The organism is Mesorhizobium sp. WSM4830, assembly GCF_055811495.1.
On the sequence record NZ_JBVVQI010000005.1, the window covers coordinates 162,766 to 189,117 of the forward strand.

Genomic DNA, 26,352 nt, shown 5'->3' on the forward strand with positions numbered 1-26,352 from the left:
GATGCTGCTCGACTATGACCGCATGGGTGGACTGCGGGTTGCCCTGCTCGGCTTCACCGCGCTGGTCGCCGGCTTTCTTCTGTTGCCGGTGGTCTTCATCGTCCTGCTCTCCTTCGGCTCGTCGCGCTGGCTGGCCTTTCCGCCGCCCGGCTGGACGCTCAAATGGTACCAGGAGCTTTTTGCCGATCCGGCTTGGCTCGACGCGGCGCTGACCAGCGCCCGAATCGCCACCATGACGGCGATCCTGGCAGTGGCGATCGGCCTGCTCGCCTCCTTTGCCCTGGTTCGCGGACGGTTTGCCGGACGTGAGATCCTGCGCGGCCTGCTGCTGACGCCGATGGTGCTGCCCGTCGTCGTCTTCGCCATCGCCATCTACGCCTTCTTCCTTCGCCTTGGCCTCGGCGGCACCACCATCGGTTTCGTTATCGCCCACACCGTGCTGGCGCTGCCCTTCGCCATCATCCCGATCGTCGCGGCGCTCGAAGGGTTTGACAAGTCGATCGAGGATGCGGCAATCGTCTGCGGGGCAAGCCCGCTCGAGGCCAGGCTCAGGATCACCTTGCCGTCGATCCGGATCGGCATCTTCTCCGCCGCGATCTTTTCCTTCCTCGCCTCATGGGACGAAGTCGTGGTGGCGATCTTCATGGCCAGTCCCAGCTTGCAAACCTTGCCCGTCAAGATCTGGAGCAGTCTGCGGTCGGACCTCAGTCCGGTGATCGCAGCCGCCTCAAGCCTGCTTGTCGGGCTGACGCTTGCCCTGATGGTGGTGACGGCGCTGCTGCAGCGAAAGTTCCGGACATGACCCACCCTTTCCTCTCCATCCGCAATCTGCGCAAGGCGTTCGGGGCGATTGTCGCCGTGCACGATGTCACGCTGGACATACCCAAGGGTGAGTTCCTGACCTTTCTTGGGCCCTCCGGCTCGGGAAAATCGACGACGCTCTACGCGATCGCCGGCTTTCAGAACCCGACTTCCGGCGATGTCTTGCTGGAAGGAAGATCACTGCTTGCAGTGCCCTCGCACAAGCGCAACATCGGCATGGTCTTCCAGCGCTACACCCTGTTTCCGCATCTGACGGTGGCCGAAAACGTCGCTTTTCCGCTGCGGGTTCGCCGCCGGACGGACGCCGAGGTGAAGAAAAAGGTCGCCGACATGCTGGCCCTGGTGCGACTCGAAAGCTTTGCCGGGCGCTTACCCGGCGCGCTGTCGGGCGGCCAGCAGCAGCGCGTCGCGCTGGCCCGGGCGCTGGCCTACGATCCGCCGATCCTTTTGATGGACGAGCCATTGTCGGCGCTCGACAAGAAGCTGCGCGAGGAAATCCAGGGCGAAATCCGCCGCATCCATCGCCAGACCGGCGTCACCATTCTCTACGTCACCCACGATCAGGAAGAGGCGCTGCATCTGTCGGACCGGATCGCCCTGTTCAAGGATGGCCGCATCGAGCAGACCGGCACCGGCGAGGATCTCTATCTGAGGCCGGCGACCGACTTCGTCGCCGGCTTCATCGGCAATTCAAATTTCCTCGCCGCCGAACATCTCGACACCACCAACGGCACGACAACGATCCGCATGACAGACGGTTCGATCATATCCGGAGTGAGGTCCAACGGCACGTTCGGCAAAGGCCAGAAGAGCAGGCTGATGATCCGGCCCGAAGCCTTTAGCATGGAGCGGAGCCCGGCGAGCGCTGAACTGAATGTCGAGATCGTCGATATCGCATTTTACGGCGAGCGCCGGCGGATTGTCGCGCGCACCGCCGCTGGACAGGAGGTTGACATCAGGCCGACCTCCGCCGCCATGCAATCGCAGGGTGTGTCGCCCTGCAGCCGGCAGGTCTTTTTCGATCCGGCGGCGGCGTTCCTGTTTCCGGCTTGACTAAGCCGCGGTGGATCGCCGCCATCCAACGCTTCGCAGCGATGGAGGCGTGCTTAGGACAAGTTGTGGTTCGGTCCATCATCAACTTCGGTCGGCAAGCGCGTAACGTGGTCGGCGCTACCGGCGGCTGATTGGATGGCGGGGGCAGCTCCTCTGTCCATTGACAGTCGTCATGCTCGGTTGGAAGATGAAGAAGGTCAGTGGCGATAGCCATACGGGAAGGCAATGGTCCAACCGCCAGATACCGGACACCATCCTGGCAGCGTCGTCGCGGTCATCGTCATTTGTTTGGTCATCGTTGCTTTGTTCTTCATAGGCTTCAGATACTCAAGGCCGGGCCAGGGTACTCTCGTTATTCCCGGCGGTGCGCAGCAGCAATAGTGAATCCGCTCGCTGGCGCGCTGATGCGGAGCCGGTGTCGGGCTGCCAAAAGTGCCTCGGCGGGACTGGGGACGACGGCAGAATGGTCCGGCGCTTCGCAGCCGGTCTTTTGCATCCGCCGCGGCATTCCTTTCCCCACCTAAACAACCAGCCTGGCCGGTGTGAGGTCGACCATACCGGGAGACGACGAGCGCTCATCTAACAGGCACTACACGGCCCTGATCAGCCGGAGCAGAGAAAGTGCTTCGAAAAAAGTCCCCTTGCGAAAGGCGAGATAGGTCGGTTCTTCGACACCGTGGAACCGGCGCTTGAAGGCCGCCTGCCCCTGCAGGTTGAAGCGGGTGCGATTGACCCACGGCGAGTCATAGGCACGCTGGAAGGCGTGCCGCCAGAAATCGCTTTCGGCAAAACCGCTAGGTCCGATTTCGACAAGCGGCGACAGGCCCAGGGTGACGACGGAAACACCTTCGTTGCGAAAGCGGTCGACCGCGAACTTGGTCAGGCCGATCTCGGCATGCGCCGAGGCATCGATGTGCTTGCGCTTGAACGAGGTGGTGTAGCCGATGATCTTGCCGTCGCTGAACAGCGGATCGAAATCCAGCAAGGCCACGAGTTCCCCATCCGGACCGTGCAGGACGAAACGGCGCATATCGACGCCAAGGTGATCGGCAAAGGGCCTGTTGAGAAATCTCATCTCCCAGCGCTTGACGATGCGGTCGGCCCGCCAATTCTGGGAGAGCCTGGCAATCTCGTCGAGGAAGACAGTCCCGTTGTCCTCTGCGAAGGAAAAACCCTTCCTCAAGAGCCAGCGTTCGGAATAGCGCACTGTCTCATTGCGCTTTCCGGAAAAGTCGTGTCCGGGCAAGACAAGCCTGGTGTCGACGCCGAGGCGGTTGACCTGATAGCCAAGCCCGGCAAGCACGCGCGCCGTCTGTTCGCCGATCTGCACGAACCACGGGCTGCCGGCAACCTCGATGAAACGTCTGATATAGTCGCGCCGATCGGCCGGGGCAGCCATTGGATCACCCAGCGCGAAATGATGTCGCGTTTTGCTGCCGTAAGCGATGTAGCCCTGGGCATCGCCGAAGTAGTGAAGCCCCTTCTGCACGGTGGTCGAATAGGCAAGGGAAAAATCACCATGGCGACGAACCAGCGCCAGGCGCTCGACATGGTTCAGCTGCAGCCGCGGTATTTTAGGCCCGCGGTTCTCCAGGAAACGATCGAGGCGTCTTCGCAGTGACGGCATGGTCGACTTTCGCGTGCCGGCTAGGGCGATGAAAGAGCTGACGGACCCCAAACCGATCATATTGCCGCGAGTTGATCCTTATCTCAGCGCGGCATGTTTGCCCGGCCGGAGCCGCCAGATCCGTAGGCGCAATCTGCCCCGGTCCCGCCCCCAGTCGGCACCACGCATTGTTGTCGACGCCCAGCGCCTGACGGCTGGTTGCTGCGCCCTTGGCGACACGAAAATCAATGCCACTTTCGCAAGCGCCCAGGTCACCCGCCAAACACGATGTTCTTATCGAACTGCGCTCTGAGAAGATGCCGCTTGATCGGAACCCAGGAACTCGTCGCGTTCTGCTATCCACAAGTCGGCGTAGTCGACATTCTGCCACTCGGCAAACCACGGGCCGCCGCTGGTATAGTGGACCGCCTTGGGTGTGCCGACAGCAGGCTTTTCGTTCCAGCCTTCGAGCCAATTCCACTCTACCGGCAATGAGCCCAAATCCTTGTCGGCAACCCACTGCATTCGGTGAAGATAGGCGCCACTTTCCTGATTCACGACGTCTGGCGTGAGCGATCTGACCGAAGGATGCGCGCAATTGAACAGCATCAGCGACGACCAGTTTTTCCGAGGATAGGACGTCTGGACCACGCCATCCATCTTGGTTGTGGCCTTCGGCGTATAGTCATGCTGGACGCAATAGACCGCCTTGTCCGAGTCCGTGTATTTCAGCAGGCCTGCGACGTCACCGAGCCACAGGAAATCGCAATCGCAAAACAGGGCCCAACCCGTGTAGTCGGCGAGAAAGGGCGTCAGGAAGCGCGTGTAGGTGAACTCCGTTGAGGCGAGCGGATCTTTTTCCCGCCAATACAGCCCGCGGGCACGCATCTCGTCTTGTTTGATCGGAATGACGGAGACAGGCGCCGACGCATGTTTGAGCAACGAGTGTCGCGCGACGTCGTACGCGATCGGCTCACGGCTGTCCCATCCGATAAATACCCTAAACGCATCAGTCATATTCACTACCCTGGCTTTCGATTTTAACGGTCGTACACTAACTAGTTGGCGATGGCTCGGCAACAATTGCGGTCAACCAAGCCGGTTTGTCACAGATTTGTCCTGGCCTCAGCCTTGCTTTTCTGGTGGACCTGGCCTCGCATTCCCAATGCGACACGCGCCCATTTCTGATAGGTGTAGCTAGCCGAATACGCGGCCACCATCGCACCAATGGAACCGTCCAGAAATCCCAGCCGGAAAACATAGCTGCGCACATAGGCCCAGACCGAGCGCAAGACCGCCTTGCCTATCGAGCTTTTTTTGCCCTCGGCAAGCAGCTGCGCGGCGGACGCTTCTGCGTACCGGCCGATCTTGTCGTGGGCATCTGCCAAGTCGGTGATGGAATCGTGCTCGATCGGCTGGGATAATCGGCTGACCTTCCCGTTCACCAATACCTTCTCGTGCACGGTGTCGTCGCTGAAGCGCCCGGAGCGGCGACGGAAGAGCCTGAGCACCAGATCGGGCGACCAGCCGCTATGGCGGACAATGTGACCGCAAAAGCGCGATCTTCTCGGTATTTCGAAGCCGTCATAGGCTTTTGGGTCGGCGATTGCGGCCCTGATTTCCGCGCCGAGCGGCGCCTCCACCCACTCATCTGCATCCAGCGAGAGGATCCAATCCCCCGTCGCCGCGGCCAGCGCACGGTTTTTTTGCGCGCCGAAACCGGGCCAATCAACGGTCATCAGAACCTTGGCCCCCAGAGCACCGGCAATCTCCCTGGTCCTGTCGCTGCTGTTGTTGTCGAGAACGACGATCTCATCGGCAAAATGGACCGACCGAAGGCATTGCGCGATGGACGCCTCCTCGTTGCGGGTGATGATAATGACCGAGAGCGCCGGCACGGTCAGAAGGTTCCGGCATCAAAGCTGCCACTGTCATTCGAATGCATCTGCAGCATCGGCTCCCGGCCTGTTGGCACACTGACGGTACTAACCCAATTCAACAAAGTCGAAAATCATTTCAGATCAAGGCTTTCATACAGCGCCATCATTCGCTTGATCATGACATTGAAATCATAGTGTTCGGCGGCCGCCCTCACCCGGGTTGCGGTCTCAGGCCGTGACGACAACTGCAGCGCGTGCGCGAGCGCTGCTGCGAGGTCGCTTTCGCTGGCCGCATCGCAAACGAGCGTCGGCTCGAACCGCTCGACAAGCTCGCGCGCTCCACAGCCGGTGCTCACCACGGCGGGCAAGCCGCTGGCCATCGCTTCGATGACCACCGTGCCGAAAGGATCATAGATGGAAGGCAGCACTGCAATGTCGGCCGCGCCGTACCACGGCAGCATGTCTTTCTGCGGCCCCAGCATCTTGAGCCGTGCGCCGAGACCGAGCCTGTCACCGGCCTGCCTGAAGGCGTTGGCGCGCGAATCATGGCCGATGACCCACAATTCAGGCTCGCCATCGAGCCTGGCGACTGCCGTCATCAGTGCAAGCAGTCCCTTTCGCGCAAAGCCCGAGCCGACAAACAGGACGACCGACCTGTTTTCGTCGACGTCGAGCCGCGCGCGGATTGTCGCCCGATGCCGCTGGCGCAGCTGCGGGTTGAAACGTTCGAGATCCACCCCGTTGGGAATATGGTGCACATTTTCCGCCGGATAATCGTAGTGACGGACAATGTCCTCTGCCACCATTTTCGAAATGGCAATGACAGCTTTGAGCCGCGGGCTGGCATAGGTTGCGCGCTCGAGGCGCAGCGTCTGGCGGTGAAAGGGGCTCAGCGCCATTGCCGCCCTGCCAAGCCGCGTCTCGAAACGCCGCCGCTCGGCAAGATAGGCGGCATGAACGCCCTCCCCGGCCCGGAAGACATCGCAGCACGGCAGGCGATCATTGCTCTGCACCAGCGCCGGCGGCATCTCGGCGATCTTGCGGCAGGCGGCTTGAGCAAAGGACGTCGCCCGCAGCGAACGCGGAAACCGGCGGCCGGCACAATGGATGAATTCTATGCCTTCGTTTCGCGGCCAGTCGCCGGAGAGCACGGCCACCGGCCGCTGACGCGCGGCAAATGCGGCCATGATGTTTTCCAGCATGATCTCGCCGCCGCCAAATGGCGCATAACGCTGGCGCACGAACAGGATCGGCCTGTCGAATTGAATTTCGGTGCCACGAATGCCGGCGTACATAGGGTCTGGGCTCCGGCCTGTTGCCATCCGACGATGTCTATAGAGGCCAGCGCGCATCGGCAACACTTGGAAAGCTCACCCGCCGGAACTCCGCAACTGCTTGCGATTTGCCTAACGGTGCTGCATGTAGAAATTAACTGCAAACAGCGGATCAGCGCCAGCTCCAGCCGGGCGGTGACCGCCATGAGGGGAATCGACGGCTTGAGCAAAGCAACCTGGCCCGCCATTGTCCGCCGGACGATTACCGACACCGCCATATATCGGCTGAGACACACCTTCGGAAGACGGGCAGAAGTGTCATCGCTGCGGCCGATAACGCCCCTTAAAGCGAATGACCTGCCTTTGATCCTCGTCATCCGCAACGAGGCGGACAGGCTACACCCGTTCCTGAAGCACTATCGCGAACTCGGCGTCACCAGATTCGCCGTCCTCGATGATCGCTCGACCGACGGCACAGCTGAGCTTCTGGCCGAGCAGCCAGACGTCGATCTGTTCAGCTCGCCGATCACCTATTCGCAGTCGGACCTGGGAAACCTTTGGCGGCAGCGTATTGTGCAGATTTACGGTCAGCCTCGCTGGTATCTGACCGTGGATGCGGACGAATATCTTGTCTATGACGGCATGGATCAGCATCCGCTCGGTGCGATGGCCGACTGGCTCAAGCGGCGCGGAATGACACGCCTGCTGGCGCCGATGATCGACATGTATCCGAGCGGAAACATCTGGGACGTACCCTTCGATCCCATCGTCCCGCCATGGCAAGTTGCGGACCATTTCGACGTCAGCGGCTATGAGGTGACGAGGAGCCCCCGGCATCTCAAGATCACAGGCGGCCCGAGAACCCGGCTTTTCGCCAGGCAGCACAAGTTGACCAAGTTTCCTCTGATATATGTTGATCGCCAGACGATTTTTACGTCGATTCACTCACCGCTGCCCTACTGGCGAAACTATATAAAAGGATTGGCCGGCCTGCTTCATTTCAAGTTCTTCGCCGATTTCAACGACAAGGCGCAGGTCGCGGTGGCGGAAGGTCAGTATTGGAACGGCGCTTCCAAATATCGCCAGTATCATGAGGTATCGAGCGGTAAAGCCGCTCTCAGCGCGATGAGCGAACAGTCAATGCTGTACGAAGGAGCTCACAGCCTGTTCAAAACGGGTTTGATCGACAAGATTGATTGGTAGACGGCATTTCCAGCAGATGCCGAACCGGCATCATGCATAACCGAATGCTTTCATAAGCTGGGCACCTCGTCCTTGTACCAGGTCCTGTAGTTCGGCGTTTCCAAGTTCGGAGCGCCATCTTCCGCTTCCGTCGTAGATCGGCTGATTGACCTGCTGGTTCCGGAGCACCGCATGTGGCGTCTCGTCGCTGGCGTCGGTCGGCTTGAACCATTGCTGCGGGTTCTTGTGGTAGTCGAGAAGATCCGGGCTGAAGGTTACATCGAGAAAGCCGCATATCTGCTCGACGACTTTGGCCGGATTCTCGACCAGGTCCTCATAGCGATAGATCAGCACATCCGGCTTTCCCCGTTCCGCAAGAACTAGCGCATTGTCGTTGATCCAGCGGTCGAGAGCCTCCTTTGGGTCGCCAAGTCGTTTGATCAGGGACGCTACCACGTCGCGCCCATCTCGCACCGGCATGACGAAACGCGCGCCGGGCACGAGCCGGCGAATGCGGGCGACACGGCGGATATGCCGCGGTGTCTTTTCAAGCAGCACGCTCTTTCCAGCATCGAGCGCCGCCCGCTTCAGTTTCCAGAAGCGGAACATGGCCAATGGCGTCCACTTGAAGAAAATGTTGGTTTCCTGGAGCGGCAAGTAGACGTCGGGATGCGACGCAAGGATCGTCGCAATCAACGTCGTCCCGCTATGACCGCAGCCGCAAATGAATCCGGTCCGCATCACCATGTCGGCAATGCTCCCTAACCCAAGGCGATCCGGGCGCGGTTATCGACGCGAGAGTAGCACAAGCCGTTCGTGCTAAAGACCTTGTCCAGCTTCTCCCAATATTCGAACTTAGCCAACTGCTCGTCACAATAGGCCACGTCGTCGTCGGAAAGATATTCGCCGTAACCGCCTATCTTGCCCTTGCGCACCTTGAAGCTTTCGGGATCATTCGCATCGCGCGGCTGTAATATCTTGCCGTATCGATCGGACAGATCACCGGTCGATTCACTCACTTTCATCTTGTCGAACGTTCGGTTGTTCGCCACCTCGACAAGCGTCCGATCGTCAGCCTGCTGGTTCAGGAATCCAAGAATCGCGCGAAGGACACCAGCCGTATCCCGATGCATATCTTCATATTGAAGATACCGGATTTCGCGCATCCGGGGCATGGCCGCGAACCAATGCAGATTAAATCTGATGATCTTTTCAATCCCATGATTGTCGCTTCTGATAAAATCGCTGAACGATCCCGCTGGAAGCATGTGGCGCTTCTGAACCTGAAAGTACCCTGAGACCACCGTATCTCTTGGATCGCGAACAAGCATTATTGTTCTTCTCTTCTTGTATCGAGACTTATTCTCCTTGAGGCTCGACTTCGGTCGAAGTAACTTGTGGTCGGTTCCGTCATGAATGTATTGAACTTCAACGCCGAGATCGTCCAGCATGACACGCAGCCACGTGCGCCCCGATTTTGGAAAGGATACGATAAGAGGAAGAGGCGGCGCTTTGGCCTGGAAAAATTTTAGAAAGGACATGGGAGAGACCTCCTTTAGATTATCAGAGCTGGCGCCCGAACCGCTGCCGGCCAGACCAACCCCATTACTGGGCGCCTAAGCCTACGACTGATTCGAACACAAGGCAGAAATGCCAGCAAGAATTGCGATCCTCTGCGGGGCGAATTGGGCCTTTACTATATCCCGGTTCGGAATGCCTTATGTTTTTTGGCCTGTTGCGACGACTGTTCGACACAGGCGCTCCATTCCGCGGTCCGTCGGCCGAACCCCTTAATGCGCATTGCGTCGAAGCGCATTCAGTGACGCGCTTTTGGACGACATGCTTTAGCCACTCACTTTTGTGACCCATGGCGCCAGAATGGACTCGGCCTCGTCCATCACTACGGACCAGGGGCGTTCCCGTTTCGAGACCAGCACGGCCGATGGATAGTAGGGCGTGCGGTCACCCTCGACCGGCCAGGAGCGCTTGAAGCCGTCGCCCAGAATGAAAACCGAGGGAATGCCGAGCGCGCCGGCCAGATGCGCTCCGGTATTGCTGATGGTCACCACGGCGTCCATCGCGGCAACCTGCGCGGCGAAAAGGTCCATGTCGACGAGCTGATCGACCGATCTGTCATGAAGAATGCGCTCCGGCTCACCGTCGGTCAGGATCTTCAGATCGGTCTCGATCTGGCCGTACTGCAGCGAGACGAACCGGAGGTCCGGGCGGCCGATCAGGTTTCGCCAGGCGGCAAGCGGCGGCAGGTCTTTGCCGGGATTGGAGCTGCCCCATGCGATACCGACCAACGGCCGCCCTTCCTTCCGGTAGCGGGCGCGAAGTTCAGCGACCCGGGCCGGATCCGGCTTAAGGGGCACGAAATGCTCGCGGATCGTCGCCTCGTCGGTCTCGAAAACGGCAGTCAGATGCTGGACGCCGGCGAAGGCCTGCGCCTCGGCATAGGCAGCCTTGCCATCAGCGCCGACCGGCCGCACATCGGCGGTTGGAAAAGTGCGCTGAAAGAGCGGTACCAGGCGGCGCTCGACCAGCACGATCGAGCGGGCGGCGCGCGCCAGGGCACAGCCGACGGAACTCGCATGATGAATCGCGGTGGCCAGACCCTGCTTTTCGGTTTCCATCAGATCGATCAGCAGTGTCTGGCCAGAAATATTCTGGCCCAGCCACTCGCCATCGACGCGGCCGTTGACGATGTGGCGTCGTGCGATCCTGAGTTCGGCGGCTGCGCCATAGGCGCCCATCCGCATCAGCGCCTTGCTGAGCTCGTCGATCAGGTGGACCTCGCCCCTCGACTTCGCAATGGACCCAAGAGCCAGGGCTTTCGGCAGTGCCGCCGGCCAATCGCGGGACTCGACGCTTCGCCGATAGTCCGCCATCTGATCGGCAATGTCGCCGTCGCGCCAGCGAAGGAAGAGCTGCCGGCGGTGACGTCGGAACCAGACCTTGTATTTGTAGCCTGCAAGCGCGACAGCGCGGCGCAACCGGCCGAGAAATAGGCTACCTTCCATCGCCAGCTCCGCCGATGATTTGCATGACCCGTCCGCCTGCTTCCTGCACTGCCGACGCCCAGGCTCGGCCGCCTTTTCGGACCAGTCGAATGCTCGGATATGCGGCGACGGTCTCGCCGAAGGCAGGCCAGGACAGTCGAAACCCGTCGTCGAGCATGACAATCGTCGGCACGCCGAGCGCGCCGGCCAGGTTGGCGCCGGTATTGCTGATCGTCACCACCGCGTCGAGCGCCGCGATTTGGGCGGCAAAGCGGTCCATGTCCGTCAACTGGTCGACGGAAGCGTCATGGATGATGCGCCCCGGCGCGTGGCGCTCGAACTCGGAGAGGGCCGGCCCGACATCGCCATATTGCAAGCTGACGAGGCGCCCCGGCAGGCTGCCGAACAGCGTCCGCCAATCGTCCAGAGCCGGCAGATCCTTGCTCTTGTTGAGGCTTCCCCAGGCAAATCCGATCAGGGGACCTGGGCCGCCATCGAGATAGGTGCCGCGCAGCTCGGCAACCAGTCGGCGGTCCGGCTCCAGCGGAACGAAGGGCGCGCGTGCCGCCGGGTCGTCCGGCCAGAAATGCTTTGCCAGTGTCTCGAAACCGGCAACGACATCGGCGTCCACCGCCGCCATGTCCTCTTCCCCTTCAATCCTGACATCGAGCGCAGGATATGTTCTGCGATAAAGCGGTGCCAGTCGCGGCTCGACGAAGACGATGCATCGACCGGCAGCCGCGATCACTGGACCAAGCAGCGACGCGAACTGGAAAAAGATCGCCAGGTCGCCTTCGCGACGATCGACGAGAAGCGTGCGACCCGCAAGATCACGGCCATCCCAATCGGGCCTGCCGCGCAGCTGCTTGCTCGCCGCCATCAACTGCCAGACGCGATTTCCTCCGTCGAGACGCCTCAGTCCACGCCCTGCTTTCTTGATCAGCCCGAGATCGCCAAGCTGCTCACCGAGCACGCCAAGCGCCAGTGCATGGTCGCGAGCACTTTGCCAGTCACCACGCTGCACGCTTTCCTCCATCAGCCTCATATGCCGTTCGGCGCTTTCGTCGGCGTGGCGCGAGGGACGTCTAAGAAGTTCCTTTGCCCGCTCGAGAACCTTCTGCAGCCGCTTGCCGACGGCGCCCTGCGGGCGCAGATCGGCGGTTTTTGCTTTCTGAAGGATGGTTCGTCTGTTCTGCACGGCGATGTTCTATCGTCCTCGGGGAGTGTCGGAAAGCGTCGTCAGGATCGACGAGAGCCGCCGGCCGGCCTCGTCGAGCACCAGCGACCAAGGGCGCCCCTCCTTGCGAATGACAATGCCCTTCGGATACCAGGGTGTCCGGTCGCCGGTCACTGGCCATGCCGTCTGAAAATTGTCGTCGATGAGGAAAACAGTCGGCACGCCAAGGGCTCCGGCAAGATGCGCCGCCGTATTGCTGATCGTCACGACAGCATCGAGTGCGGCCACCTGTGCGGCGAAACGGTCCATGTCGACCATCTGGTCGACGCTGTCGTCAAAGATAAGACGTCCGTCGTTGCCGTTGCGAAGGCGCCGCAACGCCGGCTTGATCTGTCCGTACTGGAGCGAAACGAATGTCGCTTGTGTCTGGGCGATGAACCGTGCCCATTCAGGAAAATCAGGCACGTCCTTGGTGTGGGATTTGCTGCCCCAGGAGAGACCCACCAGCGGCAGATCCGTCATCGAGCGATAGCGCTTGCGGAATGTCTCGACGAGTTCAGGATCTGGCCGCAGCGGCACGAAGTCGGCAGCAAGCTTTTCGGCATCGCGTCCGAACACCCAGGCGAGATCTTCGAAAGTCGCACGTTTGTCGCCGACCACATCCTGCTGCGCCGGGACCACGGTCGCCTTCGGGAACGTTCGTTGCAGAATTGATACCAGGCGCGGCTCGACCCGAATTGTTGCGCTTTGCGAATAGGAAGCGGCAGCGCCGGCCAGTCGCGCGTGGCGGATAACCCGGCCAAGGCTGCGCGGGTCATCCTCCACAAGATCGATCAGCAGTGTATCCGATCCGAGATTCTCGCCGATCCACTCGTTGGCGCTTTTCCCTTTCCGCAGCCGGCGCGCCGAAAGCCGAAGCTCAGCTGCCCGCGCAAAGTTGCCAAGCCGCTCGAACGCCTGGCCCGCCTTCTGCATCAACTCCGGATCGCGATTGTGATCGGCCGTGACAGCCATCTCATTGGTACCGGCTTCAAGGCCTTTCCAGTCCCTGCGCACGATCAGAGCCTCAACCTTGGCTTGCAGCTCAAGAATGGAACGCGGCTGCTTGGCACCGGAAAACAACCTGCGCACCGCCTTTTTGTACCGGCGCACCTGAAGGCCCAGTCCACCAATCACATACCGGACATAGGAACCATGATAAAAGCTGGTCATCGGCCTTCAGCGCAATACGCTCTGCCGCAGCTTTTTGCCGCTTTCGACCATCGGATCGGGCGCCTCCAGGTGGAATATCGAACGATATATCTCGCTGTGCTTGGCAAGCTGGTCATGCGTTCCAGCATCGACAAGCTGTCCGGCGTCAAACACGAGAATACGATCGGCCGCCTTGATTGTAGACAGCCTGTGCGCAATGCAGATCACCGTGCGCTGAAATGTGCTGTCGAAGGCTGCCTCCATAACCGCCCGTTCGTTTTCGCCGTCAAGCGCCGATGTCGCTTCGTCATAGACGATTACCGCAGCATTCTTGAGCAGGGCGCGTGCGATGGCGACGCGTTGTTTCTGCCCGCCCGACAGATTGGTGCCGCTCGGCCCGACAAGCGTGTCGAGGCCGTTTTCAAGCGCCGAAGCAAAACTGGTGACCCGGGCGAGGTTCGCAGCGGACTCGATTTCCTGATCCGTGGCGTTCGGGCGGCCGTCGCGAATGTTGTCGCGGATCGAGCCTTCGAACAGGAAGACGTCCTGTGACACAAGTGCGATATTGTCGCGAACGTCCGCTAGGCTGATCTTCGAAATGTCCTTTCCGTCGATCAGGATCCTGCCCTTGGCCGGCTCCATCAGGCGCAGGATCAGATTGACGATGGTGGTCTTGCCGGCGCCGGAGCGGCCGACGATCGCCAGCTTCTCACGAGGTCGCACGTCGAAGGAAACACCCTCGAGCGCCGGGCTGTTGCCGTCATAGGAGAAGGCCACATCTTCAAAGCGGATACCACCATCGACGTCGGTCAGGCGCTCGCCCGCGATTGCGAGTCGCCGCTGCTCGGGCGTGTCGATCAAATCATACATCTGCTCGACGGCGACCATCTGCTTCTGGACGTCGACATTGACCCGGGCCAACCGCTTGGCAGGCTCATATGCAAGCAGGAACGCGGTAATGAAGGCCATGAATTCGCCGGGCGTCTTGCCGTTGCCGAGGGTCTGCCAGCTGGCGTACATAACGAAAAGCCCGATGATCACGCCGCCGCCGGTCTCCATCAATGGGCTCATCAATGCTGACGTCCGGTTGATCTGGATGCCACGTCTTTCCATCTTGCGGACGGCCTTTGCAAAGCTGGCAACCGCCTTGTCCTCGAGCTGGAAGGACTTGATGGTGCGGATGCCTTCGACGGCTTCCGTGCCGATCGACTGGACCTGCGCGGCCAATTCCGTCTCGCCCCTCGCCAGCGCCTTGAGCTTCCTTGTTATCGCGCCGACTGACAGGAACAGCATCGGCAGAACCGCCACGGATATCAGCGACATCACCGGGTCCTGCTTGACCATGACGCTGGCCAAAGCAATCAGGGTCAGCAGATCAGAGACGGCGCTGCTCGTGAGGGTGAGAATAACGGTCGCCCCGGCGCGCGCGTTGAACATGATCTTGGCGATGAATTTTGCCGGATGCTGGTTCGCGAAACGGCTGATGTCGAAGCGCACCATTCGAGAAAATTGACGGTTTTGCAGGTCCGAAACGATAGCCCGGCGAATCTTTCCCGTCGTGACGGTCTGGCAGTAGGCAGCTATGCCCTTGACTAGGAAAATGCCGATGATGACGACGCTGATACCCGATACAGCGGCAGCGTCTCGCTCGACATAGATGGTGTTGATCATGACTTTCATGATCCAGGCCGTCGCGCCGACCGCGGCAGCAGCAGCGATCGAGCACAGCAAACCTGTCACATACAGCATCTTGTGCGGCGGCAGATTTTCGCCAATCAGACGCTTGATCAGCGGATATGCCGGGACCGTTGACACTCGTTTCTTTGCAATCATCTTGTCGCCGCCCGTTGCGATCCCGTCCGGTCTTCGTGTTGTCTTGAAGCGCGAGACGGTTTCGATCACCTGTCTGTGGCTTCGTTCCCGACCGCAGTCAATGCCGAACCGGATCCTTGCACGTCATCGGCCCATGACCGTCGGTCCCTCGCATGCGAGCGTAGCGGACCCCAGCCACGCGGCTCTTGCGCCAATCGTCGTCGGCCGCGCTATGCTGGTCAGTGTTTCGCGAGGACCATGAGATGGCTTCCAAGAGGCGATGTGTGATTGCTTTTAATTGAAAAGCCCACATCCGAAAGCACCGCGATCATCTCCTTATCCTTGCCAGGAGGGACGCGGGCAACGATCGTTTGAGCACGCCTGGCGATATCGCACAGCACGCTTCGCGCCTTGTCCGCGCCGAGGCTCCACTGCATGTGATGGTAGACCGCCAGCAGCATGACGATGTCGTACTGCGGTTGGAGAACATTTTGCAGCTTCCGGCTGCCAAGATCGAGACAATCGAACCGGCTTTGGACTGGACAACCCAGGAAGATCATCCTGGCCGTCTCGATATGCGGCTTGAGAATGTCGATCCCATGGATCGAACTCGGTCCTAGCTTGGATATCTCATAGGCGACAACACCCATGTTGCAGCCAACATCGAGAATGGATTTCCCGGCGTAGTCGACCTCTGCTGAGAATAGCCCGTCCAGTCGGTCATCCCACGTTCCCTTGAATCTCTTTTGCTTATTTGACCACCACAAATCATTGTTCTCCAAAAACGACGCCGCACTGGTTCCTCTACGGAAGAGGACTGTGCGCCGGGCCTAGCCCGGTCCAGTTGCTGGCGCGCAAACGACACTGTCCAGAGCGTCCTGTAAACGTAACCGCGGGAGAAAGGAACTCCTGATCACAGCATCCTGCCAAGCCGTTTCGGGAAGTTGACGAACACCCGGCCCGACAAATCGACACATCGGTTGGAAATCGCAATGTCGCTTGGCGCCCCTACCCGGGCCTGCCCTCGAGTTCCTGAAACGCACGTCTTTTCGGCATGGTAAGCCATGTTTGTTCTTGCTTTGTGCCGGCAGCTATGCTACTAATTTTCCCATGGTGCTGATTTGCACTGACGACTGTTTGCCGCGATATGCGGTTTTTTCAGCCAGGCTCGATCAAAGCTCGCCCGCATTGCGGCGCTTTTGGCCATCACGGTCGAGTGCCAGCCTTTTCGGCAGCTTCCGAGAAGGGAAATCGGAAAAGCAGCTTCCGGTTCTCGTCGCAGATTTCGAAGGAAAGACCTGTCAGGACCGGGCTGCCGCTGAGCAGGCCCTCGGCCAGGATTTCCTTGGCCGAAGCCATGGCGTTATCCTGAGCCGCGGACAAACCGTCCAACTCCTGACCCTCGAAATCTTCCGTCAAGCGGCCCTCATTGTTTCGGAAATGGAAAAAATATCTCGGCATGGCTGCTCCGGTTGGTCGGTTTCTCTAATGCATGTCGCGCAAAAATGTGCAGCGGTTTTGCGATAACAACATGTATCAAAACAAGAACCTAAAGCGCATCGCATGAGGCCGATCGACGCGACGCGCCTTAGTCGCAAGCGCCTCAGGAGCAGCCTCGAATTCGTACACGACAGCACCGCGCGATTTTGGCGTTGGGATTCATGCCGTTTAGGCCTTCATGCGTCAGGTCGATCGAACAGCACCCCCAGCCCATGTTCGAACGCACATGCCGCAATCATTTCGTCAAGGGCATTTCCGGAGACCGGGCAATTCGGTATGACAGCCCTGATCGCGATCTCAGCCGCTGCGGTAGAAACCACATCGTGGCGCCTCTTCCTGGTCTCCATATATTGCTCGATCAGAATTTTCAGGCGCCGCGCTGCAATCTCGTCAACGACCATCGTTCTCCCTCGATTCGGCACAATGTCCGTCTTCCGGGGTCCGTCCTCCGGGTGAAGGGTCCGCTGCCATTGGATAGCAGCGGACCACTCGGCTGGGTGAGCCAGTGGCCCGAGGCGGGGGTGTCTCGGACCGCCACCACAATAGCTTCGGCAGGCCACTCGTTCCACAGAACGCTGTCGTTGGTAATTTTCGTACACTGAGCATTGCCGCAGGCAGTCTGCGACCGTGGGAGTTTTGGGCTATGCCGCGTCGCCGGTACCGGATCAGTTCCGGTTTTGATAGCTGTAAATGCCCGCGCCGATCGCGACCGCTCCTACTGTGATCAGAATCGATGGCACGCCCATCGACGTGGCGACGATCCCCCAGACAATGGCGACGGCAATTGCGCCGGCGGTTCCCAGCACCAGTCTAAGCCGTTTCGACATTATCCATTCCCCCAAAAGTGCATCTTTGGCCTTTTCCGGTCGAAATACCGCAATGCGGCACCATTGTCTGCGCTTCGTCCAACTTTTTATGCCGCCACTGAGCCCCGACCGCTGAGGCGTAAGCGATCCGTATGCGGCCTTGTCGCAAACACCCACTCGACAACGAGGAAGCTTGGGCGTGAGCCCGAGAAGCGAGGCGTCAGAAAGCGAGGTATCTATGCACAATTTTCGGAATTTACTCCGGTTCACGATCACGGGCATGGCGGCCACGACAACCGCAATAGTCATCACGGGCCTTACCCCCGAGACAACCGAAGCGACTTTGATTTGCCATAGGTTGGTCTGCCAGCAGGCGAGTAATGAAGGCAGTGCCTTCGGCACCAAGTATCAGCGCAAGTGCACCTGCGAAAATCTAAGCGAGGGCGCCAACAACCATCCCTCCCCACGCAACGTCAACAAGGGGCCCATCGGCGGCTCAAGCAGCAGCGGATCGAGCGGCGCCAGCAGCTCAAGCGGCAGCAGTTCGAGCGGCACCAGCAGTTCCAGCAGCTCAAGCGGCAGCAGCGGCTCGAGCGGCGGCAGCGGTTCGAGCGGCAGCAGCGGCTCCAGCGGCAGCAGCGGATCAAGCGGCAGCAGCGGTTCCAGCGGCAGCAGCGGCTCAAGCGGCAGCAGCGGCTCCAGTGGCAGCAGCGGTTCCAGCGGCAGCAGCACTTCGAGCGGCAGCAGCGGCTCCAGCGGCAGCAGCACTTCGAGCGGCAGCAGCGGTTCCAGTGGCAGCAGCGGTTCCAGCGGCAGCAGCGGCTCTAGCGGCACCAGCAGTTCGAGCGGCAGTAGCGGATCCAGTGGCGGCAACGACGGAACAAGCAGCGGCGGGTCTAACGGCAGCGGCGGAGTGTAGCGGCTGCTCAAGCGGCTCCGGTGGCGGCGCCACTCGAGTTGAACCGTGGCGGCGACCACGCGGCCGGCAACGACGATCGATCCTCACGACAACGGGAGTAGTAGTATGACGCTCCAACCGAAATCGGCGACCGCGCCCCTCACCGGCCTTGCAGGATTGCTTGGTCTTGCGCTGACCGTCGCGATGCTCGTCGACAGAAGCTGGCCTGTGCATTTGCAGGCCATGACTGTCATTGCAGCTACCGCGGCAGCGATGATCGCGGTCGACACGGCCTATTTCCAGACGTTTCGAAGGCGTTCAACGGGATTGCAGGCGAAGCCGATGCGAGCGCTTGAAGTCGAGCGTGTCGTGCGCAAGCTCATCGGCTTGATCGTTACGCTCACGACCATTGCCGCAGTCTACTGAATAGTGCCGGAATACCGGCGTGAGTTTTACGCCCCCTACTGGGCAGCGCTCTACGACACCTTGCCGGCGCTGCTCGTCGCCGCGCCGTTTTATGTTGCTTATGTCGACCGCAGGCAGACCGATCCGGAAGATTCATATGCCGAAATCGGTGCATTCGTCCTCAGCGGCGCCGTGCCGCAGCGAACCGAGCAGATACGCCAGCATGTGCGGGGCTGGATCGTCAAAGGCTTCTTCCTGCCGCTGATGTTCGTCTATCTGTGCTCCACACTGGGTTCGATCCTGGCCGGGCTGGAACAACCGTATCGATTCGACATCACGCGCTGGCACGCTTTTGCAATCGATCTCCTGTTCATGGTGGATGTTCTTGTCGCGGTCGTCGGCTACGTCTTCACGCTGCGCGTCCTCGACAACCATATCCGCAGCGTCGAACCCACCGTGTTCGGCTGGCTGGTTTGTCTTGCCTGTTATGAACCCATCAACGCCGCCACCCGTGCCTACCTGAACTACGAAACGGGCGCCAACTGGACGGCGGTGATGCCCTCACCGGCGCTCCAGGTTTTCTGGGGATCGGCGATCCTCTTCTGCATCTTGATTTTTGTCTGGTCCACCGTGAGCTTTGGCCTGAGATTTTCCAATCTCACCAATCGCGGAATCGTCACCTGCGGACCGTATCGCTGGATCAAGCATCCGGCCTATGTTTCGAAAAACCTCTCCTGGTGGCTGATCTCCGTGCCTTTCCTCACCGCCGCAGGACCCGCTGAAGCGCTGCGGCACTCCGCCATCCTGTTCGGCCTCAACGCCGTCTACGCACTCCGCGCCATCACCGAGGAACGCCATCTGTCATGCGACCCCGATTACATCACCTATTGCGATTACATCAGCGAAAACGGCGCCGTTGCTCAGCTCAAACGACTGTTCGCGAAAGCGAGTCGGTCGCCGATCGGGCGTTCAGGCTGAATGCCACCCTTGCTCTGACGATCTGCGGCAACTGGCCTATCGCCTCAACGCGTGATCGCCATGCCGATCCTCGCCGCTCATCGGCAACGGCCTATCGCCCTCGAGCAGCCGGGTGATCCGGGCGAAGCCGGCAAAAGCCTTTCGCGCTTCCTCGGCCGACATCCGGCCGGCCATGGCCGCAGCGCAGCTATTCACGGCGCACTGGTAAACCGGCCCGCGCCGCCCGGCCGGCCATTTTCGCAAGAATGCCATAGCTTCGGCAACGTTGTCGATCTCTTCCACGGGCTGTCCCTGTCCGCGCAAAATCCGCACGGGCGAAAAGAATTGCAAGCGGTCCATCGTTTCCTCCCCGTCGACCGGATGCGTGCGATCGAACCCCACTAAACTCGCGAACCCGACTTTGGTTCCCGGCAAAAGAGGGCTTGGCCTGGAAAATGTTGGCTGGACCAGACGAGCAGCGGTGGAAGCGCCCGGCATCCCCAATTGGGTGACATCTTTGCCCCAATTGAGTGACATCTCGCCATTGTACGGGAACGTTCGCGCGGCTGATGCATTTCGATGCCACGAGCCGTCTTTTTGAGGGAAATGCCAAAACATGAGAATAGCCCATGTGGCGCCGCTCCATGAATCCGTGCCACCCCGGTTCTATGGAGGGACGGAGCGCATCGTCTCCTATCTGACCGAGGGATTGGTCGAGCTTGGCCATGACGTGACCCTGTTCGCCAGCGGCGATACCAACACGTCGGCGAAATTGGTAGCGTGTCGCGAGCGGGCGCTCCGTCTCGATCCGCGCCCGCACAAATCCGAAACCGCGGCGCATCTGGCGATGCTGGCCGAGGTGAGGAACCGAGCGCAACAGTTCGACATTATCCATTTCCATCTCAGCCACTTCCTGCATTTTCCTTTCTTCGAACACATGCCCGACCGGACGGTGACGACACCGCATGGCAGGCTCGACTATGTCGACCTGGCCCCAGCCTACGAGCGTTTTCCGCGCTTTCCGATGATCTCCATTTCGCGCAGCCAGAGAACCGGCTTACCCAGGGCCAATTGGCTGGCGACCATCCATCACGGGCTGCCGATCAATATGTACGAGCCGACTTTCGAGACGGATGCAGACGAGCCGTATCTGGCCTTTCTCGGCCGGCTGTCGCGCGACAAGCGCCCGGACCGTGCCATTGAGATCGCCTTGCGCTCCGGGCTGAAACTGAAGCTTGCGGCAAAGATCGGCGACGACGACCGTGCTTTTTTCCACGACACGGTCGAGCCACTGATCGACGGCGACCGCGTCGACTATATCGGCGAGATCGAAGAGGACAGAAAAGCGGAATTCCTCGGCAAGGCGGCCGGCCTGCTGTTTCCAATCGATTGGCCGGAGCCGTTCGGTCTTGCCGCGATAGAGGCCATGGCCTGCGGCACGCCGGTAGTCGCTTGGAAATGCGGTGCCCTGCCGGAGATCATCGACCACGGCGTGACCGGTTTCCTTGTCGATACGGTCGATGCTGCGGTCGCCTCGATCCCGGAATTGCTGCGCCTCGACCGGCGACAGGTGAGAGCCGTATTCGAAAACCGTTTTTCTGCCACGAGAATGGCCCACGACTATGTGGCTGCCTATTCGCGCCTGATCGGCGCTCCCGGTGAAGCGAGAGCATCCTGATCGGCGTTATTGTGGACGTTGGAACGAAACGACAGAGCTTGTGACATATGAATCAACTCGACGAGCGTAAGCTTGATCCCGCCGTAGCCCTTGCCTCCCTCGACGAGGTTGCGCCCCGGGAGCCGCACCGGCTGTTCGCCCTCAAGCAAGGCGACTGCTTCGCGGTGGCCGACGCCTATGGCGACATCCGCGGCGCCGGCGATGGCTTTTTCCGGGACGACACGCGTGTGCTTTCGGAATTCCGGCTGACGGTCGGTGGCCGGCAAATGTCGCTGCTGGGCGCATCGCTCAGCCAGGACAATGTGCTTTTCACCTCGAACCTGACCAATTTGCCGATCCAGAGTGTCGGTGGTCGCGACATTCCGCAGGGCGCGATCCACATAGAACGCGTCAGGCTGCTTTGGCAGGACCGGCTGTTCGAGCGCATCACCCTTTCCAACTACAGCCAGGAATCGTCGGCCATTCGGGTTTCATTGCATTTCGCAGCGGATTTCCGTGACATGTTCGAGGTGCGCGGTTCGACCCGGCTCAAGCGCGGGATTGCCCACGCCGCCGAGACCAGTCCGACATCGGTGGTGCTTCGATATGACGGTCTGGACCAGCTCGTGCGCCTATCGGCGATCTCGTTCTCGCAGGCGCCGGACAATTTGACCGCCAGCCGTGCGGATTTCCTGGTTGCAGTGACGAAGCGCAGCAGCGAGGTCCTCTATATCGAGGTCGGCCCGGAAGTGGCGGAGACACCCGACCGCGACCGTTTTCGGGCTGCCGCCGCCCGCGCTCGCTTCGGCATGCGCGCCAAACGCCGCCACGGTGCGACGGTGCACAGCTCCGGCCGCGTCTTCAACGACTGGATCGAACGCGCGCGCGCGGATGTGGCGCTGCTGACCACCGAGCTTGCAACCGGACCTTACCCCTATGCCGGTATACCCTGGTTCTCGACGGCATTTGGCCGTGACGGGGTGATCTCCGCACTGCAGATGCTGTGGCTGAATCCCGGGCTGGCGCGCGGCGTACTCGCCTTTCTCGCACAGCATCAGGCAACCGAAACGTCGCCGTTCAGCGATTCGCAGCCGGGCAAGATCATGCACGAGACCCGCAAGGGCGAGATGGCAGCGCTGCGGGAGCTGCCGTTCGGCCGCTACTACGGCGGTGTCGATACCACGCCGCTCTACATTCATCTCGCTTGCGCCTATGCGGATCGTACCGGCGACATGGCGTTCGTCGACAGTCTGTGGCCATCGCTCTGTGCAGCGGCCGAATGGACGGAGGAGACAAGCCGCGCGACCGGCTTCGTTACCTACCAGCGCGGCGCCGAGACCGGCCTCGCCAACCAGGGCTGGAAGGACAGTTTCGATTCCGTCTTCCATGCCGATGGCCGCATGCCCAAGGGGCCGATCGCCCTGGTCGAGGTGCAAGGCTACGTCTTTGCCGCGTTCCGTGGGCTGGCGGCGCTCGCCCGCCGCCGCAGCGAGGACGACAAGGCCGATCACTGGGAGGAACGCGCTGAAACCATGCGCGCCGCGGTTGAACGCCATTTCTGGATGGACGATCTCAATTTCTATGCACTGGCGATCGATGGTGCGGGCGAGCTCTGCAAGGTACGGACGTCGAATGCCGGCCATCTCCTCTATGTCGGGCTGCCCGAGCCGGAACGGGCGCAGATGGTCGCCGATCAGCTGCTCTCAGCGTCGTTCCACTCTGGTTGGGGAGTGAGGACGCTGGCCGACGATGCGATATTCTTCAATCCGATGTCCTACCACAATGGCTCGATCTGGCCGCACGACACCGCCATGTGCGGTGCCGGCCTGGCACGTTATGGCGTGCGCGACAGCGTGGTCCGGCTGATGAGCGGCACGTTCGAATCGGCTGTCCATTTCAACATGCGGCTGCCGGAACTGTTCTGCGGCTTTACCCGGTCGCCGGGCGAAGCGCCCATCGCCTATCCGGTCGCGTGCCTGCCGCAAGCCTGGTCGGCGGGATCGGCCTTCATGCTGATGCAGGCCTGCCTTGGCCTCGAAATCGACGGCTGGAACAGCGAAATCCGGGTCACCCGCCCAAGGCTGCCGATCGGCATCGACACGTTGACATTGCGGCATCTGGGTGTCGGCTCGACGGTGGTCGACCTCACATTCCAGCGTGTCGGCGACCGGGTCGTCGCCTTTCTCGCCGATCGGTATGAAGGGATGGTGCCGCTCATCGTGCGCACTTGATGCCGGCGCGCTGCGGCGCGTCGAAAATGACGCCCGGCATTGCAATCGTCCGGAACCGATAGCCTCTTTGTGCGTTGCAAAAAGGGGCAGCGGGGGATGCTGTCGTCGTCACGCGGCAGCGAACCAGAAAAACAAATAAAAAACGGCTATCGGCCGGCCGGAGGCGAGATCACATTCCATGTCAGATTATACCGTAAACCTGCTCTGGGTTTTGCTGATTGCAAGTTTTGGCTTTTCCGCTTTTGCCATTCTCCTATCGATATCCCGCCAGCGCCGCGGCCGCGCAACGGCGGCCGCATACACGCCGAGCGAGGATGTCGCGTCGGAAGCGGCACGCAAGGTGCTGCGCGAGTTCGAAAAGAACGGCCAGTCGGCCGATGCGGCACTGGTCACATGGTCGCCCGACACCTTGCGCAAGATCCTGGCCGACGACCTGCCGGACGCACAGGTCATCGTGGTGTCCAACCGCGAACCCTACATCCACAACATCAAGGATGACGGGGTGCAACTTTTGGTACCGGCCAGCGGGCTGGTGTCGGCACTCGAACCCATCACCCGCGCCTGTGCCGGCACCTGGATCGCCTATGGCGGCGGCACCGCAGACCGCCTCACCGTCGACAAGGACGACCGGGTGCAGGTGCCGCCCGGCAACCCGTCCTACACGCTGCGCAGGGTCTGGCTGACGGAGGAGGAATATCAAGGCTATTATCTAGGCTTCGCCAATGAGGGCCTATGGCCGCTTTGCCATATCGCCTTCACCCGCCCCGTGTTTCGCGCCTCGGACTGGGACGCCTACGAGGCTGTCAACCGCAAGTTCGCCGATACGGTGGTTGCCGAAGCCCGCAACGAACGGCCGATCGTGCTGGTGCAGGACTACCATTTCGCGCTGCTGCCGCGCATGATTCGCCAGCGCCTGCCGGACGCCATCGTCATCACATTCTGGCATATCCCGTGGCCCAATTCGGAAGTGTTCAGCATCTGTCCGTGGCGTGAGCGGATCCTGGAAGGACTGCTAGGCAGTTCGATCATCGGCTTTCATACCCAATTCCATGCCAACAACTTCACCGAAAGTGTCGACCGCTTTCTGGAGAGCCGGATCGAACGGGCAGACGCGGCAATCTCCTATGGTGGGCAGACCACATTGGTCCACGCCTATCCCATTTCCATAGAATGGCCGGCCCAATTGCTGGCAAAACTGCCGTCTGTGGAGGAGTGCCGCGCCAGCGTGCGCGACAGATTCGGCCTGTCTGCGGATACCAAACTTTGCGTTGGCGTCGAGCGCCTCGACTACACGAAAGGCATTCTCGATCGCTTCCATGCCCTGGACGAATTGTTCACGAGATATCCCGAATGGATAGGCAAGGTGGTTTTCCTGCAGATCGCGGCGCCGAGCCGGGGGACATTGCCCGCCTACCAGCAACTCCATGACGAATGCCGTCGCTGTGCCGAGGAACTCAACCGGCGCTATGGCAGCGAGACATACAGCCCTATCCTGATGGTCGCCGAACATCATCGGCAGGAGCAGGTCTACGAGGTCTATCGCGCCGCCGACATCTGCATGGTCACCAGTCTGCATGACGGCATGAACCTCGTCGCCAAGGAATTCGTCGCGGCGCGCGACGACGAACAGGGCGTGCTTTTGCTCAGCACCTTTGCCGGTGCCTCGCGCGAACTGCTGGAAGCACTGATCGTCAACCCCTACGATGCGGCCATGATGAGTGAGGCGCTGTTGCAGGCGCTGACGATGACGCCGGACGAGCAGCGCGAGCGTTTGCGGCCGATGCGCGAGATGGTCCGCGACAACAATGTCTACCGCTGGGCCGGCAGCATGCTGCTGGATGCGGCGCGCCTGCGCAAACGCGGCGATCTCGACAGGGTGACCGGAACCGGCGAGCGCCCGCCATCGAACACCAACAACGTCATCTCGATGTTCGAGCGGGCACGGAAGGCAGCATCGTGAAAAGCTTTGAACAACCGCCGGCGTTGAACCTGTCGGCAGGGCAATGGGCGCTCTTCCTTGACATCGACGGAACTCTGCTGGAGCACGCTGCCCATCCCGACGCAGTGTTCGTCGGCGAGGAATTGCGCAATCTGCTCGGACGCATAGAGCGGCGGCTGGATGGTGCGGTCGCCTTCATCACCGGCCGATCGATTCCCGCCGTGGACAAGCTGTTCCATCCGCTGAAGCTGCGGATCGCCGGACTGTATGGCCTGGAGCACCGGCTGACGCCGAGCGGTCCGATCGATGCCGCCGACGCGCCGGCCGACATCGCCGCCCTTGCCGACGAGATCGAGGCCGAACTGGGCAGCGGCAAGGTCTATGTCGAGCGCAAGGGGCCGGTCCTTGCCGTTCATACAAGAGCAGCACCGCAACTGCTTGCGCCCGCAATCCAGCTGGTCGAGCAGGCCTTGGCCCGGCTTCCGAAGGGTTATCGGGTGCTTCCGGGAAACGCCGGCGTCGAGCTCATGCCTTTGGAGGCCGTCAAAGGTGCTGCCATCCGGCGTTTTATGGACATTCCGCCCTTTGTCGGCCGGCGGCCGATATTCCTCGGAGACGATACATCGGACGAACACGGTTTCGAGGCGATCAATGAAATCGGCGGCATCTCCATCCGCGTGAAGCCGAACGGACCGACGGCCGCAAACTATGCCCTCGATGACGTGACCGGCGCGATAGCCTGGCTCGAAGCCAGTTTCGAGACGTCGGCGGTGGCCGGTGCTCGACCGGCCGGCAAGCAAGCAGCGACCGAATCAGCGGCGAAGCTCAATATCGCAGCCACGGCATCGTCCGACCGATAAGCGCGTTTCTCATTGAAGGCCTTTGAGTCCAAAGCCGGCAAATCGTCTGCTTGCCGGTTCCCCTGCGTCAGGCTTAACCTGCGTGCCATGCGTGGAGGCG

At 60.7% G+C, this 26,352-nt stretch carries 25 protein-coding genes; 9 read left to right on the forward strand and 16 right to left on the reverse strand.

From position 1 onward, the window contains the following. The first annotated feature begins 1 nt into the window (after window position 1). Both AC0L2Y_RS09490 and AC0L2Y_RS09495 read left to right on the forward strand, forming a co-directional pair. Window positions 2–802: an ABC transporter permease gene (locus AC0L2Y_RS09490; protein ID WP_473555626.1), complete on the forward strand. Its 801-nt coding sequence runs from the start codon at window positions 2–4 to the stop codon at window positions 800–802. Then, entirely contained in the window at window positions 799–1,875 is a 1,077-nt protein-coding gene (locus AC0L2Y_RS09495; RefSeq protein ID WP_473555629.1) for an ABC transporter ATP-binding protein, read from the forward strand. Before AC0L2Y_RS09490 ends, AC0L2Y_RS09495 begins: the two co-directional genes overlap by 4 nt. Before the next feature lie 589 nt (window positions 1,876–2,464). On the opposite strand, the gene AC0L2Y_RS09500 is transcribed toward AC0L2Y_RS09495, so the two are convergent. From AC0L2Y_RS09500 to AC0L2Y_RS09515, 4 genes are all read right to left on the reverse strand, one after another. Continuing rightward, a complete protein-coding gene (locus AC0L2Y_RS09500) occupies window positions 2,465–3,502 on the reverse strand; it encodes a phosphatidylglycerol lysyltransferase domain-containing protein (RefSeq protein ID WP_473555631.1) in 1,038 nt (345 codons plus the stop codon). A 273-nt stretch (window positions 3,503–3,775) separates the two neighbouring features. Further along, window positions 3,776–4,498, reverse strand: a complete 723-nt coding sequence (locus AC0L2Y_RS09505) for a glycosyltransferase (RefSeq protein ID WP_352491981.1) — start codon at window positions 4,496–4,498, stop codon at window positions 3,776–3,778. Window positions 4,499–4,587: 89 nt separating this feature from the next. Further along, on the reverse strand, window positions 4,588–5,379 hold the full coding sequence (locus AC0L2Y_RS09510; RefSeq protein ID WP_473555634.1) for a glycosyltransferase family 2 protein: 792 nt from the start codon (window positions 5,377–5,379) through the stop codon (window positions 4,588–4,590). A gap of 113 nt (window positions 5,380–5,492) precedes the next feature. Then, window positions 5,493–6,656, reverse strand: a complete 1,164-nt coding sequence (locus tag AC0L2Y_RS09515) for a glycosyltransferase family 4 protein (protein WP_473555635.1) — start codon at window positions 6,654–6,656, stop codon at window positions 5,493–5,495. Between AC0L2Y_RS09515 and AC0L2Y_RS09520 the strand changes: the two genes are divergently transcribed. Continuing rightward, a complete protein-coding gene (locus AC0L2Y_RS09520) occupies window positions 6,624–7,838 on the forward strand; it encodes a glycosyltransferase family 2 protein (RefSeq protein ID WP_473555637.1) in 1,215 nt (404 codons plus the stop codon). The two genes, AC0L2Y_RS09515 and AC0L2Y_RS09520, sit on opposite strands and share 33 nt — an antisense overlap. Before the next feature lie 30 nt (window positions 7,839–7,868). Here the strand turns inward: AC0L2Y_RS09520 and AC0L2Y_RS09525 are convergent, their stop codons facing one another. The 11 genes from AC0L2Y_RS09525 to AC0L2Y_RS09575 all read right to left on the reverse strand — a co-directional run bounded on the left by AC0L2Y_RS09525 (window position 7,869) and on the right by AC0L2Y_RS09575 (window position 18,235). Then, window positions 7,869–8,564, reverse strand: coding sequence for a sulfotransferase family protein (locus tag AC0L2Y_RS09525; protein ID WP_473555640.1), 696 nt, complete (start codon window positions 8,562–8,564; stop codon window positions 7,869–7,871). A 14-nt stretch (window positions 8,565–8,578) separates the two neighbouring features. Then, entirely contained in the window at window positions 8,579–9,358 is a 780-nt protein-coding gene (locus AC0L2Y_RS09530) for a sulfotransferase domain-containing protein (protein WP_473555641.1), read from the reverse strand. Window positions 9,359–9,661: 303 nt separating this feature from the next. Further along, on the reverse strand, window positions 9,662–10,840 hold the full coding sequence (locus tag AC0L2Y_RS09535; protein ID WP_352491986.1) for a glycosyltransferase family 9 protein: 1,179 nt from the start codon (window positions 10,838–10,840) through the stop codon (window positions 9,662–9,664). Beyond that, window positions 10,830–12,017 (reverse strand): glycosyltransferase family 9 protein, encoded by a 1,188-nt coding sequence (locus AC0L2Y_RS09540; protein ID WP_473555644.1) that lies wholly within the window; start codon window positions 12,015–12,017, stop codon window positions 10,830–10,832. The genes AC0L2Y_RS09535 and AC0L2Y_RS09540 overlap by 11 nt, the downstream gene beginning before the upstream one ends. Before the next feature lie 9 nt (window positions 12,018–12,026). After that, complete coding sequence (locus AC0L2Y_RS09545; protein WP_473555646.1) at window positions 12,027–13,208, reverse strand: glycosyltransferase family 9 protein; 1,182 nt, start codon at window positions 13,206–13,208, stop codon at window positions 12,027–12,029. Between the two features lie 6 nt (window positions 13,209–13,214). After that, window positions 13,215–15,002, reverse strand: a complete 1,788-nt coding sequence (locus AC0L2Y_RS09550) for an ABC transporter ATP-binding protein (protein WP_352710210.1) — start codon at window positions 15,000–15,002, stop codon at window positions 13,215–13,217. 236 nt (window positions 15,003–15,238) lie between these two features. After that, window positions 15,239–15,781 carry a class I SAM-dependent methyltransferase gene (locus AC0L2Y_RS09555; RefSeq protein ID WP_352491990.1) on the reverse strand — a complete coding sequence of 181 codons (543 nt, stop codon included), beginning with the start codon at window positions 15,779–15,781 and terminating at the stop codon, window positions 15,239–15,241. 424 nt (window positions 15,782–16,205) lie between these two features. Further along, window positions 16,206–16,460: a DUF6894 family protein gene (locus tag AC0L2Y_RS09560; RefSeq protein WP_352977186.1), complete on the reverse strand. Its 255-nt coding sequence runs from the start codon at window positions 16,458–16,460 to the stop codon at window positions 16,206–16,208. Between the two features lie 215 nt (window positions 16,461–16,675). Next, window positions 16,676–16,900, reverse strand: coding sequence for a hypothetical protein (locus AC0L2Y_RS09565; protein ID WP_473555649.1), 225 nt, complete (start codon window positions 16,898–16,900; stop codon window positions 16,676–16,678). Window positions 16,901–17,164: 264 nt separating this feature from the next. Next, window positions 17,165–17,707: a hypothetical protein gene (locus AC0L2Y_RS09570; RefSeq protein WP_352491992.1), complete on the reverse strand. Its 543-nt coding sequence runs from the start codon at window positions 17,705–17,707 to the stop codon at window positions 17,165–17,167. A 6-nt stretch (window positions 17,708–17,713) separates the two neighbouring features. After that, entirely contained in the window at window positions 17,714–18,235 is a 522-nt protein-coding gene (locus AC0L2Y_RS09575; protein WP_473555651.1) for a hypothetical protein, read from the reverse strand. 94 nt (window positions 18,236–18,329) lie between these two features. On the opposite strand from AC0L2Y_RS09575, the gene AC0L2Y_RS09580 reads away from it, so the two are divergent. Continuing rightward, window positions 18,330–18,629, forward strand: coding sequence for a hypothetical protein (locus AC0L2Y_RS09580; RefSeq protein WP_473555653.1), 300 nt, complete (start codon window positions 18,330–18,332; stop codon window positions 18,627–18,629). A 3-nt stretch (window positions 18,630–18,632) separates the two neighbouring features. Beyond that, the gene (locus tag AC0L2Y_RS09585) at window positions 18,633–19,586 is read left to right on the forward strand and encodes a methyltransferase family protein (RefSeq protein WP_473555656.1); all 954 of its coding nucleotides are present in this window, start codon (window positions 18,633–18,635) and stop codon (window positions 19,584–19,586) included. Window positions 19,587–19,622: 36 nt separating this feature from the next. On the opposite strand, the gene AC0L2Y_RS09590 is transcribed toward AC0L2Y_RS09585, so the two are convergent. Then, window positions 19,623–20,183, reverse strand: coding sequence for a DUF982 domain-containing protein (locus AC0L2Y_RS09590; protein ID WP_473555657.1), 561 nt, complete (start codon window positions 20,181–20,183; stop codon window positions 19,623–19,625). Between AC0L2Y_RS09590 and AC0L2Y_RS09595 the strand changes: the two genes are divergently transcribed. The 4 genes from AC0L2Y_RS09595 to otsB all read left to right on the forward strand — a co-directional run bounded on the left by AC0L2Y_RS09595 (window position 20,182) and on the right by otsB (window position 26,252). Next, the gene (locus tag AC0L2Y_RS09595; RefSeq protein WP_473555658.1) at window positions 20,182–21,243 is read left to right on the forward strand and encodes a glycosyltransferase family 4 protein; all 1,062 of its coding nucleotides are present in this window, start codon (window positions 20,182–20,184) and stop codon (window positions 21,241–21,243) included. The two genes, AC0L2Y_RS09590 and AC0L2Y_RS09595, sit on opposite strands and share 2 nt — an antisense overlap. Window positions 21,244–21,290: 47 nt before the next feature. After that, entirely contained in the window at window positions 21,291–23,453 is a 2,163-nt protein-coding gene (locus AC0L2Y_RS09600; RefSeq protein ID WP_352491996.1) for an amylo-alpha-1,6-glucosidase, read from the forward strand. Window positions 23,454–23,631: 178 nt separating this feature from the next. Then, window positions 23,632–25,413 (forward strand): alpha,alpha-trehalose-phosphate synthase (UDP-forming), encoded by a 1,782-nt coding sequence (locus AC0L2Y_RS09605; protein ID WP_352466252.1) that lies wholly within the window; start codon window positions 23,632–23,634, stop codon window positions 25,411–25,413. Beyond that, a complete protein-coding gene (gene otsB, locus AC0L2Y_RS09610; RefSeq protein ID WP_473555661.1) occupies window positions 25,410–26,252 on the forward strand; it encodes a trehalose-phosphatase in 843 nt (280 codons plus the stop codon). Before AC0L2Y_RS09605 ends, otsB begins: the two co-directional genes overlap by 4 nt. The last annotated feature ends 100 nt before the right edge of the window (window positions 26,253–26,352 follow it).

Coding starts and splice junctions, on each gene's coding strand:
- AC0L2Y_RS09515 (WP_473555635.1), bottom strand. CDS start 6,656: ATGTACGCCGGCATTCGTGGCACCGAAATTCAATTCGACAGGCCGATC.
- AC0L2Y_RS09500 (WP_473555631.1), bottom strand. CDS start 3,502: ATGCCGTCACTGCGAAGACGCCTCGATCGTTTCCTGGAGAACCGCGGG.
- AC0L2Y_RS09600 (WP_352491996.1), top strand. CDS start 21,291: ATGAATCAACTCGACGAGCGTAAGCTTGATCCCGCCGTAGCCCTTGCC.
- AC0L2Y_RS09565 (WP_473555649.1), bottom strand. CDS start 16,900: ATGGTCGTTGACGAGATTGCAGCGCGGCGCCTGAAAATTCTGATCGAG.
- AC0L2Y_RS09605 (WP_352466252.1), top strand. CDS start 23,632: ATGTCAGATTATACCGTAAACCTGCTCTGGGTTTTGCTGATTGCAAGT.
- AC0L2Y_RS09545 (WP_473555646.1), bottom strand. CDS start 13,208: ATGACCAGCTTTTATCATGGTTCCTATGTCCGGTATGTGATTGGTGGA.
- AC0L2Y_RS09535 (WP_352491986.1), bottom strand. CDS start 10,840: ATGGAAGGTAGCCTATTTCTCGGCCGGTTGCGCCGCGCTGTCGCGCTT.
- AC0L2Y_RS09495 (WP_473555629.1), top strand. CDS start 799: ATGACCCACCCTTTCCTCTCCATCCGCAATCTGCGCAAGGCGTTCGGG.
- AC0L2Y_RS09490 (WP_473555626.1), top strand. CDS start 2: ATGCTGCTCGACTATGACCGCATGGGTGGACTGCGGGTTGCCCTGCTC.
- AC0L2Y_RS09590 (WP_473555657.1), bottom strand. CDS start 20,183: ATGTTTTGGCATTTCCCTCAAAAAGACGGCTCGTGGCATCGAAATGCA.
- AC0L2Y_RS09560 (WP_352977186.1), bottom strand. CDS start 16,460: ATGCCGAGATATTTTTTCCATTTCCGAAACAATGAGGGCCGCTTGACG.
- AC0L2Y_RS09505 (WP_352491981.1), bottom strand. CDS start 4,498: ATGACTGATGCGTTTAGGGTATTTATCGGATGGGACAGCCGTGAGCCG.
- AC0L2Y_RS09595 (WP_473555658.1), top strand. CDS start 20,182: ATGAGAATAGCCCATGTGGCGCCGCTCCATGAATCCGTGCCACCCCGG.
- AC0L2Y_RS09530 (WP_473555641.1), bottom strand. CDS start 9,358: ATGTCCTTTCTAAAATTTTTCCAGGCCAAAGCGCCGCCTCTTCCTCTT.
- AC0L2Y_RS09525 (WP_473555640.1), bottom strand. CDS start 8,564: ATGGTGATGCGGACCGGATTCATTTGCGGCTGCGGTCATAGCGGGACG.
- AC0L2Y_RS09580 (WP_473555653.1), top strand. CDS start 18,330: ATGACGCTCCAACCGAAATCGGCGACCGCGCCCCTCACCGGCCTTGCA.